General features: G+C 71.5%; 13 protein-coding genes. 8 read left to right on the top strand and 5 right to left on the bottom strand.

All coding sequences use genetic code 11. From position 1 onward, the window contains the following. Positions 1-23: 23 nt before the first annotated feature. Together ACPPVT_RS11675 and ACPPVT_RS11670 are read right to left on the bottom strand one after the other, a co-directional pair. Entirely contained in the window at positions 24-3,032 is a 3,009-nt protein-coding gene (locus tag ACPPVT_RS11675; RefSeq protein WP_426560393.1) for an AAA family ATPase, read from the bottom strand. Then, positions 3,029-4,207, bottom strand: coding sequence for an exonuclease SbcCD subunit D (locus ACPPVT_RS11670; RefSeq protein WP_426560391.1), 1,179 nt, complete (start codon positions 4,205-4,207; stop codon positions 3,029-3,031). The genes ACPPVT_RS11675 and ACPPVT_RS11670 overlap by 4 nt, the downstream gene beginning before the upstream one ends. Before the next feature lie 109 nt (positions 4,208-4,316). Here ACPPVT_RS11670 and ACPPVT_RS11665 point away from each other — a divergent pair, with 109 nt between their 5' ends. The 3 genes from ACPPVT_RS11665 to ACPPVT_RS11655 all read left to right on the top strand — a co-directional run bounded on the left by ACPPVT_RS11665 (position 4,317) and on the right by ACPPVT_RS11655 (position 7,128). After that, positions 4,317-5,807: a glutamate--cysteine ligase gene (locus tag ACPPVT_RS11665; RefSeq protein ID WP_426560389.1), complete on the top strand. Its 1,491-nt coding sequence runs from the start codon at positions 4,317-4,319 to the stop codon at positions 5,805-5,807. Between the two features lie 98 nt (positions 5,808-5,905). Further along, positions 5,906-6,472: a hypothetical protein gene (locus tag ACPPVT_RS11660; protein ID WP_426560388.1), complete on the top strand. Its 567-nt coding sequence runs from the start codon at positions 5,906-5,908 to the stop codon at positions 6,470-6,472. Next, the gene (locus tag ACPPVT_RS11655) at positions 6,469-7,128 is read left to right on the top strand and encodes an RES domain-containing protein (RefSeq protein ID WP_426560386.1); all 660 of its coding nucleotides are present in this window, start codon (positions 6,469-6,471) and stop codon (positions 7,126-7,128) included. Before ACPPVT_RS11660 ends, ACPPVT_RS11655 begins: the two co-directional genes overlap by 4 nt. A gap of 21 nt (positions 7,129-7,149) precedes the next feature. Here the strand turns inward: ACPPVT_RS11655 and ACPPVT_RS11650 are convergent, their stop codons facing one another. Next, positions 7,150-8,358 carry a hypothetical protein gene (locus ACPPVT_RS11650; protein WP_426560384.1) on the bottom strand — a complete coding sequence of 403 codons (1,209 nt, stop codon included), beginning with the start codon at positions 8,356-8,358 and terminating at the stop codon, positions 7,150-7,152. Positions 8,359-8,445: 87 nt separating this feature from the next. After that, a complete protein-coding gene (locus ACPPVT_RS11645) occupies positions 8,446-9,051 on the bottom strand; it encodes a histidine phosphatase family protein (RefSeq protein WP_426560382.1) in 606 nt (201 codons plus the stop codon). Between the two features lie 146 nt (positions 9,052-9,197). Between ACPPVT_RS11645 and ACPPVT_RS11640 the strand changes: the two genes are divergently transcribed. Further along, positions 9,198-10,097 carry an SMP-30/gluconolactonase/LRE family protein gene (locus tag ACPPVT_RS11640; RefSeq protein WP_426560380.1) on the top strand — a complete coding sequence of 300 codons (900 nt, stop codon included), beginning with the start codon at positions 9,198-9,200 and terminating at the stop codon, positions 10,095-10,097. Continuing rightward, positions 10,094-10,708: a GNAT family N-acetyltransferase gene (locus ACPPVT_RS11635; protein ID WP_426560378.1), complete on the top strand. Its 615-nt coding sequence runs from the start codon at positions 10,094-10,096 to the stop codon at positions 10,706-10,708. Before ACPPVT_RS11640 ends, ACPPVT_RS11635 begins: the two co-directional genes overlap by 4 nt. Here ACPPVT_RS11635 and ACPPVT_RS11630 read toward each other — a convergent pair. Further along, positions 10,668-11,342 (bottom strand): DNA alkylation repair protein, encoded by a 675-nt coding sequence (locus ACPPVT_RS11630; RefSeq protein ID WP_426560376.1) that lies wholly within the window; start codon positions 11,340-11,342, stop codon positions 10,668-10,670. The two genes, ACPPVT_RS11635 and ACPPVT_RS11630, sit on opposite strands and share 41 nt — an antisense overlap. 75 nt (positions 11,343-11,417) lie before the next feature. Here ACPPVT_RS11630 and ACPPVT_RS11625 point away from each other — a divergent pair, with 75 nt between their 5' ends. The 3 genes from ACPPVT_RS11625 to ACPPVT_RS11615 all read left to right on the top strand — a co-directional run bounded on the left by ACPPVT_RS11625 (position 11,418) and on the right by ACPPVT_RS11615 (position 14,527). Next, positions 11,418-13,595 (top strand): MMPL family transporter, encoded by a 2,178-nt coding sequence (locus ACPPVT_RS11625; protein ID WP_426560374.1) that lies wholly within the window; start codon positions 11,418-11,420, stop codon positions 13,593-13,595. A 117-nt stretch (positions 13,596-13,712) separates the two neighbouring features. Next, the gene (locus ACPPVT_RS11620) at positions 13,713-14,177 is read left to right on the top strand and encodes an SRPBCC domain-containing protein (protein ID WP_426560371.1); all 465 of its coding nucleotides are present in this window, start codon (positions 13,713-13,715) and stop codon (positions 14,175-14,177) included. Then, entirely contained in the window at positions 14,174-14,527 is a 354-nt protein-coding gene (locus ACPPVT_RS11615; RefSeq protein WP_426560369.1) for an ArsR/SmtB family transcription factor, read from the top strand. Before ACPPVT_RS11620 ends, ACPPVT_RS11615 begins: the two co-directional genes overlap by 4 nt. Positions 14,528-14,531: the final 4 nt, after the last annotated feature.

The following is a 14,531-nucleotide window of genomic DNA, read 5'->3' as shown; positions in this document are numbered from 1 at the left end:
TTGGCGACGAGCCGTCGAGCAGCTCAGCCTGCCAGCCCGGAGTGCTGCTGGATCGAGGACCCGTTGCGTTGGCGGCGGACCTCGAGCTGGGACGGGATGCGACCACGGAGCTCGCGGACGTGACTGACCAGACCCACCGCGCGTCCACCGTCGCGCAACCCGTCCAGCACCCCCATGACCTCTTCCAGAGTGTCCTCGTCCAGGGTGCCGAAGCCCTCGTCGACGAACAGGGTCTCGATGGTCGTGCCGCCCGCCTCGGCCTGGACGACGTCGGCCAGACCAAGTGCCAGGGCGAGCGAGGCCAGGAACGTCTCGCCGCCGGACAGCGTGCTGGTCTCGCGCGCCACGCCCGTCCAGGAGTCCATCACGTGCAGGCCGAGGCCGCTGCGGGCACCGGACTTCGCGAGCTCGTCGGTGTGCGCCAGGGTGTACCGGCCGTCGGACATCACGGCCAGTCGCTCGGTGGCGGCTGCGGCCACGTCCTCGAGGCGGGCGGCCAGCACGAACGAACTCAGGCGCATCCGCAGCGAGTTGCCGCCACCGGTGCCGTCCACGCAGCGGGAGAGCTCCTCGACGTGGGCGGCTCGACGACGCAGGTCGTGGTGCACCTGTTCGTGGACGGTCAGCTGCTCGACCAGCCGGTTCAGCGCCTGCGCTGCCTGTGCGGCGATCGTGTGCCGCTCGGTGCACTCGGCCAGGGCGCGGCCGTGCTCCTGGCTGGCGGCCTGCAGGACCGCCAGCTCCGGCGCCGGTGCATCGTCGAGGTCGCGCAGCTCGGGGTCGGACAGCGACCCCTGCACCTGAGCGAGGATGCGTTTGTGCTCGTCCACCGCCGTCTGCAGCGCGGTCAGCGCGGGCTCGTCGAGCAGGGCCGTCCGGACGTCGTCCAGGTCAGTGAAACCAAGCGCCACCAACGCCTGCGCAAGGTCGTCGTCCAGCGCCTGACGTTCCGAGTGCGCGATGGCGGCACCGTCGCGTGCGTCGCGGTGTGCGGTCAACGCGCGAACCTGTTCGCGCAGCCGAGCCTCCAGCGAGGCGACGTCGTCGGCGTCGCCGAGCGCAGCGCTCAGGGCCTGTGCCAGCTCAGTCACCCGGGGCTCGAGCTCGGCGATCCGCGACGCGGCTGCCGTCCGCCGGTGCTGGTTGGACTCCCGCCTGGACAGCAGGGCGACGCGAGCCGCCTCGGCGCCATCGAGGGCGCGCTCGGCGACCAGCACGACCTCGGACGCCGCCCTGGCACGCTCCAGCTCCATCGTGAGTCGCTGGACCTCCGCCTTCGCCGCCTCCGCCTCGACGCCGCGGCTCGCCGCGCGGACCTCGGCCCGACGGGTGTTGGCTGCCGCGAGCTCCTGCTCGCAGGTCTGCAAGGAGCGGACGGCGAGCTCGTGGCGTTTCGCGAGCGCCCGTTCGGCCTTGGCGTCGACGTGGTCGTCGCTCGCCGCGGCCGGATGCGGGTGGTCCGGGCTCCCGCAGACGACGCACGGAACGTGTGGCTCGAGCCCAGAGGCCAGTTCCGCGGCCATGCCCGCGATCCGCAGCTCGCGGGCGTCGAGCCAGGCGGACCGGGCCTGGAGCTCTGCGTCTCGCGACTGCCGGCACGCGTCCTCGAGCTGGCTGACCTCGAGGTCGCAGCCGCGCAGCGCCTGGGCCGCCGCCCAGATCGACTGCGCCTCGATCATGAGCTGCTCGTGCTCTGCGATCCGCCCTGCCAGCCCCTGGTGCTCGGCCAGCCTGGCGGTGGCTTCGCGGTGCAGGCGCTCGGCGTCATCGAGCTCTCGCTCGTCGCCGGCCAGCGCCCGCTCGCAGTCCTCGAGCTCGCGGGTGGTCTGGCGCAGCCGCTGCTGCGCGTGGGTGAGGTCGCGCTCCTGGGCACGGACGCCGGCGGTCCTGGCCAGCTGCGCGGAACAGTCCTGCAGCACCCGCTCCGGATCGCGGCGGGGGTCGCCGTCGACGGGGGCCCAGCCCAGGGCCAGCCGGACCGCGTCCCCGCTCGACTGCACCGCTGCCGTCGTGCGGGCCGCTCGGGCGCGGGTGTCGTCGAGCCGTCGCACGAGCAACCGCAGCTGCTCGGCGCTGCGCGCGCGGGCGAGGCGCCGGACGTCGTCCGCGTGCGCCTTACCTCGAGCCTGCACCTCGGCCAGTCGCCCGGTCAGCTCGGCGAGCCGGAGCTGGCGTCGGGACAGGTCGAGGGCCTGCGCGAGCTCGACCGCGGAGCTGTCGGCGGCGACCCTTGCGGTGGCAACGCCGACCTGCGCCTCGCTGGCCGTCCGCGCGGCGACCGAAGCGAGTGCCTGCACCACCTGCGTGCCGGGCGGATCCGCCATGGCCAGCTCGTCGACGGCCTCTGCGACCGCGCCGGTGAGCGCGGAAGCGGCTTGGTGCGCTCGGGCGACCAGCCGGTCCCGCTCGGCGTCCGCCTCGTCGACCTGACGGAACAGCCGTCCGCGCTCGTCGCGCAGCCAGGTCTCGGCGTCGCTGTAGCGGTCGATGTCGAACAGCCGGCGCAGCACGTCGCCGCGTTGTTCGGCGCTGGAGCGCAGGAACGCCGCGAACTCGCCTTGGGGGAGCAGCACCACCTTGGTGAACTGGTCCAGGCCCATGCCGAGCAGGTCCTTCAGCAGCAGCCCCGCCTCGTCGTTGCGGCGCCCGACCAGGACCTGCCACTGACCGTCCACCAGCTCGCGGACGTCCGTCGCGGCAGGTTGCTTCGTGGTGCCGGAGCCACGCTTCTTCGGGCGCTGCCACTCCGGCGAGCGCGTCACCTCCAGCCGCCGGCCACCGATGGTGACCTCGAGGACGACCTTCGGCGCAGCGTCGGCGGGTGCGTGGTCGCTGCGCAGGTGTGGACGACCCGCGGCCCTGGCCCCGGGCAGCTGGCCATACAGCGCGAAGCACACGGCGTCCAGCACGCTGGACTTGCCGGCCCCGGTCGGACCGTGCAGCAGGAAGAGTCCGGCCAGCTCGTCGAAGTCGACCTCCTCCGTCCCGGCGAAAGGGCCGAAGGCCTCCATCCGCAGGCGGTGCAGCCTCATGCGGCACCAGCCCGACGGCCCCGCTGGTCAGCCTCGTCCGCGGCCGCACGCCCACCCTCGAGGGCCTCGCAGAGCAGGGCGCGGTCGCCCGGCGAGGCCGGCCCGGCCGCCCGCACGTGCTCCACGAAGTCGCAGCACACGTCCAGGTTGCTTCGACCACGCACGCGCTGCGCGTAGCTGAGGTCGCCCTGATCGGTGCCGGACGGTTCGAACGACAGTACGAGGGTGTGCGGGAAGCGTGCGCGCAACCGCTCCATCGCGGCCCGCGGCCGAGTGGGGTCGGTCAGTGTGACCTGGCACCAGGCGGTCTCGGCCGGCGCGTACCGCGGGTCGGCGAGCAAGTCGTCCAGCTCGCCTCGCAGGATCTCCAGGCGGCGGGGCACCGGTGCGTCGACCGGCTCGATGGTGCTTGCGCCGTCGGCGCCGAGGTCGACGAGCCACGAACCCTTGGCCTGCCGGGCCTCGCCGAAGGAGTAGGCCAGCGGCGACCCGCTGTACCGCACCCTCTCGTGGATCTGCTGCCGCCCGTGCAGGTGCCCCAGCGCGACGTAGTCCAGGCCCGAGAACACCTGGGCGGGAACCGAGCCCACGCCGCCGACGCTGATGTCGCGCTCGGAGTCGCTGACCTGACCGCCCACGACGAAGGCGTGCGCCGCCAACACGGATCGGGTGCCGCCCGAGCGGGCGGCGAGGTCGGCTGCCACCCGAGCGGTGGCGCTGGTCAGCACCGACAGGTGCGAACGCTCGGCGTCCAGCGCGTCGGCGACCAGCGCGGGCTCGAGGTACGGCAGACCGTACAGTGCCACCGGCCCGTGAGCGTCCTCCAGCAGCACCGGACGCGCGAGGTCCTCGAGCCTGGTCCGCAGGTGCACCCCGCCGCGCTCCAGGACGCGTGCGCCGAAGCCGAGGCGGTCCGCGGAGTCGTGGTTGCCGCTGGTCACCAGCAGCTGCGCGCCGGCGTCCACGATGCGCTCCACCGCGTCGTTGAGCAGCCGCACCGTGTCGACCGAGGGCAGGGCGCGGTCGTACACGTCACCGGACACCACCACCATGTCGACGTGCTCAGCGCGCACGGTATCGACCAGGTGGTCGATGAAGACCGCCTGGTGCTCGAGCATCCCGACGCGGTGGAAGCTGCGACCGAGGTGCCAGTCGGAGGTGTGGAGCAGGCGCACGCTTGGACTGTATTTCGGCGCGCCGACAGTTGGCGGCAGGCGCGACGGTCGAGCCACCAGGTTCCCCGCAACAGTGGCCGTCCGGGCGCGAGCATGGTTGGGTGCGTTCATGGGCGACGAGGTGTCCGGCGTCGGTTACACCCGCGAACAGCGCCAGCGGTACCGCGAGAAGGTGCGCCAGTGCCTCGACGTGTTCGAGCGGATGCTGTCCCAGCACAGCTTCGAGTTCGAACGACCGCTCACCGGCCTGGAGATCGAGCTCAACCTGGTCGACAAGGACTTCTCGCCGACGATGGCCAACGCCGCAGTGCTGGAGAGCATCGCCGACCCGGACTACCAGACCGAGCTCGGTCAGTTCAACATCGAGCTCAACGTCAGCCCGCGTCCGCTGCCGGGGGACTCCGCGCTCGAGCTTGAGGAGGCGCTGCGGCGCAGCCTGAACATGGCCGAGGAGCGGGCCAACGCGGCCGGTGCGCACATCGTGATGATCGGGATCCTGCCGACCCTGATGCCAGAGCACTTCCACACCGAGTGGATGAGCGCCAACGCACGCTACGCGGCCCTCAACGAGTCCGTCTTCGCCGCCCGCGGCGAGGACCTGGTGCTCGACATCGCCTCGCCGACCGCTGCGGACCGGGTGTCCGCCTACGCGGACACCATTGCGCCGGAGTCCGCCTGCACCTCGGTGCAGCTGCACCTGCAGGTCAGCCCGCAGGACTTCGCGGCGAACTGGAACGCCGCCCAGACGCTGCTCGGTCCGCAGGTCGCGATCGGGGCCAACTCGCCGTACCTGTTCGGCAAGCACCTGTGGGCCGAGACCCGGACCGAGCTGTTCCTGCAGGCCACCGACACCCGCTCGATCGAGCTGAAGAACCAGGGCGTGCGGCCGCGGGTGTTCTTCGGTGAACGTTGGGTGACCTCGATCTTCGACCTGTTCGAAGAGAACGTCCGCTACTTCCCGGCACTCCTACCGGAGGTCAGCGACGAGGACCCGGTGGCGATGCTGGAGCGTGGCGAGGCGCCGAGGATGCAGGAGCTCAGGCTGCACAACGGCACCATCTACCGCTGGAACAGGCCGATCTACGACATCGTCGAGGGACGGCCACACCTACGCGTGGAGAACCGCGTGCTGCCGGCCGGTCCCACCGTGGTCGACGTGCTGGCCAACTCGGCCTTCTACTACGGCGCGATGCGGATGCTCTCCGAGCAGGACCGACCGGTCTGGACAAAGCTGAGCTTTGCCACCGCCGAGGCCAACTTCACCGAGTGCGCGCGCCGCGGCATGGAGGCCAACGTCTACTGGCCAGGCTTCGGTGACCTGCCGGCGGAGGAGCTCGTGCTGCGCCACCTGCTGCCACTGGCGCACGAAGGGCTCGAGCGGTGGGGCGTCTCGCAGCAGGTACGCGATCGCTACCTGGGCGTGATCGAGGCTCGGTGCAAGAGCGGGCGCAACGGCGCGGAATGGCAGGTGGCCACGGTCCGGGCGCTGGAGGAGCGGGGCCTGAACCGGCTCGATGCACTGCGCGAGATGCTCAAGTACTACGCGCAGGGCATGCACGGGAACGAGCCCGTGCACACCTGGGAAGTGCCGGGGGAGTAGGCGACTCACCCTGATGGGCCGAGTTGACAGAGGTCAGCAAGCGATCGGTGCCCTTGACGCCCTTGACGCAGCCTCCCGGGTTGGCGGATGATGGACGCATGACTTCCTCAGCCCAGGTGACCGGTCGGTCCGCGCAGGCGTACCGGCGTGAGGTGGTGGCTGCCGTGGACGCTGCGATGGCCCAGCGGTTACGCGAGGTCGAGAGCCGAGGGGGCGCACCGGACGACCTCGGCGACCCTCGCGAGCTCGTCGGCCGGATGCTGTCGGCCCTGCCGAGCGCGGCCCACCCGTTGGACGTCGAGCTCGGCCCCTTCTACGACACGACCGGGCTGGCCGGTTGGTGGGGAGTCAGCCGCCAGGCCCTGGCCGACCGGGTGCGGCGCGGCACCCTGCTCGCCTGCCGCACCGCGGACGGTCACCTGCTCTACCCGTCGTTCCAGTTCGCCCGGGACGGCTCGGTGCGAGCCGGGATCGTCGATGCGCTCTCGGTCTTTGCCCGCCACGGGGTAGACGGCTGGACTGCAGCGGTCTGGTTCGTGACGCCGTCACCCTCGTTCGATGGGGACAGCGTCGTGGACCACCTGGTGATCCACAGGTCGTCGTCGGCGGCGATAGCCCTGGTGGTGCGTCAGGCCGAGTCCGACGCGGCCACGTGGGCAGCGTGAGCCAGTCCCGCGAAGAGCCCGCGCAGCAGGGACCACCCGCAGACCTGGAGGGTTTCCCGACCCATCGACTGGGTGCGGATACCACCGTGCACCGGGCGCACCTGGCCGCGAACGGTCCGTGGTGGTTCGGCAGCCAGGGTGGCCGGTTCGACCTGGACCGGCCGCGTGGTACCTGCTACCTCGCGACGTCCGCGATCGCCGCCGTGCGCGAGCGGCTCGGTCCGGTGCTGGCCCGTCGAGCGACCCTGCCGGCGACCGTGCTCGACGGGGTTGTGGTCTCCAGGCTTCGGGTGGGCGCCGACGCCGGCGCCGGCGGCGGCACCGGGGCGCGGCTGGCCAACCTGCGCAGCTCGCGGGCCGCGTTGTTCGCGGTGACCCGCGAGCTCGAGTCGATGACGCCCTACGACGTGCCCAGAGCGTGGGCGCGCGCCTTCCACGGCCTCGGACTGGACGGGATCCGTTACGGGCCGCGGTTCAGCCCCGGCGGTGCCAGCGCGGTGGCCCTGTTCGGCTTCGCCGGTGAGGATCGCAGCCGGCCGGTCGACCCTGATCCGCTGCCGGCGGCGTCCCTGACGAGGTCGCCGACGCTGGTCAGGATCCCTCGCCGCGGCGACCTGTCCGTCATCGAGCCACCGCGGCGCGGACGGCCCCGGTAGCGAGCGGCGAGACTCGCTTGCTCAGTCGCTCTCGATGAGCCGTCGGGCGACCTCGCCGTAGTCCTCGCCCTCGGCGATCTCCACCAGCTGCACCGGTGACAGGCCGGAGCCGGAGATCGCGGCGACCAGGTCCTCGTGCTCGCTGCGGGTGCTGGCTCCGTGCAGGATCACGGGGTGACCCGTGGCCGCGTAACCCTGGACGACGGACACGGCGATCCGCTGGCGTAGCTGGGGGTCGGGGCGACCGGCGGTCCCGCGGACCGCCCGGTCGAACAGGTCCGTGCGGACGACGGCCGCGCGGGTCAGCCGAGCCGCCAGACGCTGTGCGACCAGACCCGTCCCGGACCCGTGCAGCACGAGGATGCCCGGCCAGGGAACGGTGCCGGGCACGGCCTGATCCGTACTCCCGGTGAGGTCCACGACGGGCTTGGCCGGGCTGTCGGCGCGCGGCTCATCGACCGGTGCGTCGATCGGCTCGTCGACCGGTGCGTCGATCGGTGCGTCGCTGGGCACGTCGTCATCGCCAGGCGAAGCGTCGGCGCGGCTGGGGCCGGCCTCGACGCCGTCCAGGTCGGCGGGCCCGATGGAAGCGGCGTCCTCGGCGTGCTCGTCGGCCTCCAGCTCGGCCAGGGCCGCGAGCGCCGCAAGTGCCGCCGATGCCGGACGCCGGTCCTGGCCGTCGTCGTCTGCTGGCGTGTCCACACCTTCGGTCGCCTCAGCCGTCTCCTCGACGGCGGGCTGAGCCGCTGCCTGCTCGTCGAACACGACAGGCTCCGGCGGTGGGCCGGGGTCGGCGCCGGGCACTGGGGGAGCGGGCACGATCTGGCGCATCGGGGCGACTACCGCACGGGACTGCTCGCGCAGCTCGCCGTCGCGGCCGGTCCACCACCAGGAGAAGGTCAGCTGTTGCTCATCGTTGCTGATCACCAGCCCGACCCGCTGCGCGCCGACGCTGCCGAACACGCCGGTGTCGCCCTCTCGGAAGAGCATGATGTCGTCGCCACCGTTGGACGTCGCGGCGAGAGTGACGACGTCGCCGGTACGGGCCAGCCGGGCGGACTCTGCGTGCTGCAGCCCGCCGCTCGCGGACCAGGCCTCGTAGTCAAAGGTCAGCGTGCTGTCAGGCTGCTGCTGGAGCGCGACTCGGGCGACGAATCGGCTGCCGCCGGGCCCCTGCCCTTCACCCCAGTAGACGCCAGGCGCGGCACTGAGGTGGTCAAGGACACTCACAGATTCATCTCCACGGCATTCGGCGCGGTCGGGATTGGTCCCACCATAGGCGCACTTCGCGCTGCCGGAGAATTCGACCCCTCGGCGCTACTCAGGTCGGGTGAACCGGAGGTTCCATTCGTGGACGACCCTGACGTTGCGTTCGACGCCGAGCGCGCTGACGCTGGCCGGATCCAGCAGCAGGTGCTGGCCGAACTCGGGCTCCGCCTGCAGCCAACACGCAGCCAAGACCCGCAGCACATGCGCATGGGCGACCAACACGACGTCACCCTGAGTGAGCATGACCTCGACGCGGTCGATCACCCGCCCCGCCCTGGTCGCCACCTGCGCCAGCGTCTCGCCAGGCGTGTCGCCGGGGACGACGCCGCCGGTGAACACCTGCCAGTCGGGCTGTCCGGTCTGCTGCCGGATCTGTGCCGTCGTGAGGCCCTCGTAGCCCCCGTAGTCCCACTCCAGCAGATCGTCGTCCGGCTCGGCGGGCCGGGCGAACCCGGCGAGCTGCGCGGTCCGGCGGGCTCGTTGCAGTGGGCTGCACAGCACGGGAACCGGGCCGAGCGCGGTCGCCCACGGTTCCAGCTCGCGGGCCTGCTGCTCCCCGAGCTCGGTCAACGGGACGTCGGTCCGGCCGGTGTGTCGGCCGGCCTGCGCCCACTCGGTCTGGCCGTGCCTGACGAGCAACAGACGTCCGGTCATGCTCGCAGTCTGCCGCAGCGCTGCTGTGGCAGGCTGCGAGCGTGCGAATCCCGGGGAGACAGCCGCGTCTGGCGCCGGTTCGCTGGACGCCGCCGCCATGGTCGGAGCGGGCACGGTCCGGCGTCAGCCAGAGATCCCTGCCCGCGGTGAACGTGCTGCCCCTGCCCGGGAAGGGACCCGAGGACGTGCTGTGCACTCCGGACGGCGACGTGCTCACCGGACTGGCGGACGGGCGGCTGCTCTCGGTCACGCCCTCCGGGACCGTGCGCGAGCTCGCGCAGACCGGCGGCCGTCCGCTGGGGCTGGAGTGGCTCCCGGACGGACGGGTCCTGGTCTGCGACGGAGCCCGTGGTCTGCTGGCGCTCGAGATCGCCACCGGACGTCTGGAGGTACTGGCCGACTCGCTGGACGGCGAGCGGTTCGCGTTCTGCAACAACGCCGCGGTCGCGGCCGATGGGACGATCTACTTCACCGACTCCTCCCGTCGCTTCGGCATCGCCACCTGGCGCGGAGCGATCCTGGAGCACGCCGGTGACGGCCGACTGCTGCGCCGCTCGCCGGACGGGTCGCTGGACGTGCTCTGCGACGGGCTCGAGTTCGCCAACGGGGTGGCGCTGTCCGCGGACGAGTCGTGGGTCGCCGTCGCACAGACCGGCGGGTACACGTTGGAGCGGGTCGACGTCTCCGGCACGCGCGGCCGCGAGCGCTTCGTCGACCTGCCGGGCTTCCCGGACAACATCTCGACCGGCAGCGACGGGTTGGTCTGGGTCGCGATGGCCGGCTCCCGAAACCCCCTGCTCGACCGGCTGCACAGCGGCAACCCGCGGGTGCGTCACGCGGTGTGGTCGGTACCTCAGCGCTTGCAGCCGGCCCCGCCCCGGATGGCGTGGGTGATGGCGTTCGACGAGTCGTGCACGCTGGTGCACGACTTCCAGGGGTCGGTGCCCGGCTTCTCCATGTGCACCGGAGTCCGTGAGCAGTCGGGAAGGGTCTGGATGGGCGGTCTGGAGGCGATGTCGGTGGCGTGGTTCGAGGTCGAACAGTGAGCGGGCAACCGGCGGCCCTGACATCGAAGTTCCCGGTGACCACGCCGCGGCTGCGGCTGCGCCTGTTCGAGGAGCGGGACCTGGACATGCTCTTCGAGATCCAGTCCGACCCGGGGCTGGTCCGCTACGTGCCGTTCGGGCCGCGCCGGCTCGAGGAGGTCCGGGACGCGCTGGACCAGCGGCTCGCCTCCCCGCCGATGGACGCGGACGAGCAGGTGCTGCGCCTGGTCGCCGAGCGCTTGGACGACGGTGAGTTCGTCGGCGAGCTGACCCTGTTCCTGCACAGCGTGGCCAACCGTCAGGGCGAGTTCGGCTTCATGATGCGGCGCAGCCAGCAACGGCAGGGCTTCGGGTCCGAGGCGGCGAAGGCCGTGTTGGGGCTGGGCTTCGACTGGTTAGGCCTGCACCGGATGATCGGCCAGTGCGACCCGGCCAACGACGCGTCGTCCGCTCTGATGCGCGGGTTGGGCATGCGACAGGAAGCCCATCTTCGCGAGTTCGAGATCTTCAAGGGGGAGTGGGGCGACCTGCTGGTCTTCGCGATGCTCGAGGACGAGTGGCACGCCGCGGTCACAGGTGCTTCAGAGCCTCCCGCCGCGACAGCGGGCTGATCCGCTCGGCCCGGTCGGTCACGAACCGCCACACCCAGTCGGGGTCGGTGCGGGCGTACTGGCGCAGCGCCCAGCCGATCGCCTTGCGGATGAAGAACTCCCGGTCGTCGAGGTTCGCGTCGATGGCGCTGCTGAGCAGCTCGAGGTCGGTGGACCCTTTCGCGCCGAGCTGGCAGATGATGCTGGTGCGTCGCAGCCACAGGTCGGCGTCCGTCGTCCACGAGATGACCAGCGGCCGCACCGCGGTCGGGTGGACGGCCAGGGTGTCGCCGATGCGCCCGGACACGCCGTCGACGTGGTCCCACCAGGCTCCGGTGACAATCATCTCGGTGTGCAGGGGGAGCAGCGAAAGCTCGGCCCGCGCCGCCGGCAACCCGGTCAGCGCCGTTGCCGCGTACCGCTCCTCGCGGTGCCCGGCCTCGCGCCACAAGGTCGCCGCCGCGTCGTGGATCACCTGCAGCGCAGGCGGTTCGGCCTTGGTCAGGTCCCGGACGACGGCCCGCACGGCAGGCATCCGGACGCCCAGGTAAGGCATCGCCGACTTCATGTACCGCTGCATGCCGGCGGCGCGCTCGGGTTCGGCCGCCGCACGCAGCTGCCACCGGATCCGGTCCACCAGGTGCGCCGCCGTCACGAGTCCAGCGTGGCACGGCGGGTCACAACCGGGTCGCAACCGGGTCGTCCTGGCTGTCTGGGTAGCGTTGGTCCCATGTTCGCTGCGCTAGGCCGCCTGGTGTCCCGTCGTCCGTGGTTCGTGGTGCTGGCCTGGGTGGTCGCGGCTGTCGCGATCATCGCCATCGCACCGAAGCTGTCGTCCACGACCGACGAGTCGGAGTTCCTGCCGAGCCACTACGAGTCGATCCAGGCGATCAACCTGCAGGCCAAGGCCTTCCCCAGCCAGAACCAGACCGCCGCCATCATCGTGTTCGACCGCGCGGACGGCCGGCCCCTGACGGCCGCCGACTCGGCGGCCGTCCAGGACGTCGCGACGCGCCTCGGCGCCGAGCTCAACAAGCCGTTCCAGGGCGTGGTCGCGCAACCGCCGTCGGAGAACAAGGTCGTCCAGCTGGCGGTCGTGGGCCTGGCCAAGGGCGCCAACGGGTACGACCAGCCGGCCATGGATGCAGTCAAGGCGCTCCGCTCGGACCTGAAGCACCTGACCGGTGGCACAGACCTCCGGGTCGGCGTCACGGGCCCGGCCGCGCAGAGCCTCGACTCGCAGGAGGCGTCCGCCAACGCGGAGGCGATCGTCGGGATCTCGACCGTCCTGCTGATCCTGCTGCTGCTGCTCGTCATCTTCCGCAGCCCGATCATCGCGCTGATGCCGATCATCGTGATCGGCATCGTCTCGCAGGTCGCCACCGGGCTGATCGCGTTCGCGAACAAAGCCTTCGACCTCAAGGCGGACGCGTCGATCCAGGTGATCCTGATCGTCGTGCTGTACGGCATCGGCACCGACTACATCCTGTTCTTCCTGTTCCGGTACCGCGAGCGGCTGCGGGAGGGGGAGCAGAGCAAGAGCGCAGTGGCACACGCCGTCGAGCGGGCCGGCGAGGCCATCGCGTCCGCCGGCGGCGCGGTCATCGTCGCGTTCATGGCGCTGGTGCTCTCCTCGCTCAGCATCTTCCGTTCCATCGGGCCGGCGTTGGCGATCGCCGTCGCGGTGACCGTCCTGGCGGCGCTCACCCTGGTGCCGGCCATCGTGTCGCTGCTGGGCACCAAGGTTCTGTGGCCGTCGAAGGCCTGGCAGAAGCCGCCGGCCGCTCCTCGGTTCGGTGCGATCGGCCGGTCTTTGGGGCGCCACCCCGGGCGCTACGCGCTGCTGTCCGGCGGTCTGCTGGCAGTGCTGACCCTGTTCGCGCTGGGCTTCTCGCCGACGTTCGACCTGTCTGACACCGGGGTGCCGAAGACCGCCGAGTCGTCCGTGGCGACGCAGACCCTGCAGAAGGGGCTCCCGCCCGGGGCGACGGACCCGACCGTGGTGATGCTGCGGTCGACGGACGGCTCGCAGCTCACCGCGGACGAGCTGTCAGCGTTCTCCGCGACGCTGGCCGCAGCCGACGGCGTCGCGTCCGTGGGGCCGGTGCCGTCGACGCAGACTGGGACGGTGTCGAAGGACGGCACGACCGCGCTGTTCACCGCCGTGCTCAGCAACGACCCGTCGTCCGACCAGGCGCTGGCCTACGTCCGGGGTCCGATCCGGACTGCTGCCCACGAGGCGGCGCCGGAGGGGACCGAGGCGCTGGTCGGCGGGACGACGTCCGTCTACGTCGACCTCAAGGCCGCGATGAACCGCGACTACTCGATCGTCTTCCCGGTGGCGGCGCTGGTCATCATGCTCATCCTGGCTTTGCTGCTGCGCAGCCTGGTCGCGCCGGTGTACCTGATGCTGTCCGTGGTCCTGGGGTTCGGCGCCACCCTCGGCGCCGCGGTGATCGTGTTCCAGCACCTCGGCGGCCGCAGCGGCCTGATCTTCCTGCTGCCCATCTACATCTACCTGTTCGTCGTCGCGCTGGGCACGGACTACAACATCCTGATGATCGCCCGGCTGCGCGAGGAGGCTCGCGCAGGTCGCGACACCAGAGCGGCGGCTGCTGCCGCGGTGCAGCACGCCGGGCCGACCGTGGCTGCTGCCGGGCTGATCCTGAGCGGCACGTTCGCGTCACTGATGCTCGGCGGCAACGCGCTGCTGACCTCGCTGGGCTTCGCGATCTCGTTCGGCATCCTCGTCTCGGCGTTCGTGATGGCGATGTTCTTCACGCCGTCGCTGACCGCACTGATCGGGCACGCCGCCTGGTGGCCTGGTCACGGTGACGAGACGCCGGCTGAGCACGATGCCCGACTGGCCGTGCACCAGCCTGCGGTCCCGGCGACCGACCCGAGCTGAGCGCAGGGGACCACGGTGGCCACGTCCCGGTGCCGCTATTGGTGCAACCTATGGTTGCGCTTTGAAGCGGAGCGCCCTAGAGTGACATGCAACCAAACGTTGCAGAAGGTGGCGAGCATGGAACACGAAACCATCCAGCGAGAGATTCACGTCGACGCCTCACCCGAGGTGGTCTTCGACGTGGTGAGCAGCCCGGAGCACGTGCGCCAGTGGTGGCCGGACGAGGCGGACTACCCGGTGCAGTCCGGGGGAGAGGGACGCATCGGATTCGGCGACTTCAGCCAGGGGACTGGGACGTGGGTTCGGTTCGCCGTCGTCGACGCGGAACCGCCGCGGCTGTTCTCCTTCCGGTGGACCCACGAGGAGGGGGAGTCAGCGGCGGAGGGCAACTCGTTCCTGGTCGTGTTCGACCTCGAGCCGGTCGGGGACGGCACCCGCCTGCGGATGACCGAGACCGGCTTCCGCGAGCGCGGCTGGGACGAGGCGACGGTCGCCGCGACGTACGCCGACCACGTGAGCGGTTGGGACCACTTCCTGCCGCGGCTGCCGGCGTACCTGGCCACGGTGGGCGCTGGCGGATGAGCGTCATCGTGGACGACGACCTCTGGTCGGCGGTCGGCGACCCGACTCGGCGCCGGCTGCTGGACCTGCTGCTGAACCAGGGCAGCGGGACGGCGACCAGCCTGAGCGACCACCTGCCGGTGACCCGTCAGGCAGTGGCCAAGCACCTCGTCGTCCTGGGCCGGGCGGGGCTGGTGCACGCCACCACCGCCGGACGCGAGCGGCAGTACCGCGTCGACCAGAACCAGCTGGGGCGCGCCGTGGCCCAGCTGGCCGACGTCGGCGCCGCCTGGGACTCCCGCCTGCAGCGCATCAAGCGCATCGCGGAGACGATCCAGACCAAGAAGAACGCCACCGAGACCAAGAAGTAGACAG

The organism is Angustibacter sp. McL0619, from assembly GCF_049994355.1.
GTDB lineage: Bacteria > Actinomycetota > Actinomycetes > Actinomycetales > Angustibacteraceae > Angustibacter.
This window is presented reverse-complemented; position numbering and strand designations above follow the sequence as displayed.

Excerpts from the sequence above, each read along its gene's own strand:
- ACPPVT_RS11615 (WP_426560369.1), top strand. The coding sequence starts at position 14,174 with ATGAGCGTCATCGTGGACGACGACCTCTGGTCGGCGGTCGGCGACCCG.
- ACPPVT_RS11665 (WP_426560389.1), top strand. The coding sequence starts at position 4,317 with ATGGGCGACGAGGTGTCCGGCGTCGGTTACACCCGCGAACAGCGCCAG.
- ACPPVT_RS11645 (WP_426560382.1), bottom strand. The coding sequence starts at position 9,051 with ATGACCGGACGTCTGTTGCTCGTCAGGCACGGCCAGACCGAGTGGGCG.
- ACPPVT_RS11620 (WP_426560371.1), top strand. The coding sequence starts at position 13,713 with ATGGAACACGAAACCATCCAGCGAGAGATTCACGTCGACGCCTCACCC.
- ACPPVT_RS11660 (WP_426560388.1), top strand. The coding sequence starts at position 5,906 with ATGACTTCCTCAGCCCAGGTGACCGGTCGGTCCGCGCAGGCGTACCGG.
- ACPPVT_RS11675 (WP_426560393.1), bottom strand. The coding sequence starts at position 3,032 with ATGAGGCTGCACCGCCTGCGGATGGAGGCCTTCGGCCCTTTCGCCGGG.
- ACPPVT_RS11625 (WP_426560374.1), top strand. The coding sequence starts at position 11,418 with ATGTTCGCTGCGCTAGGCCGCCTGGTGTCCCGTCGTCCGTGGTTCGTG.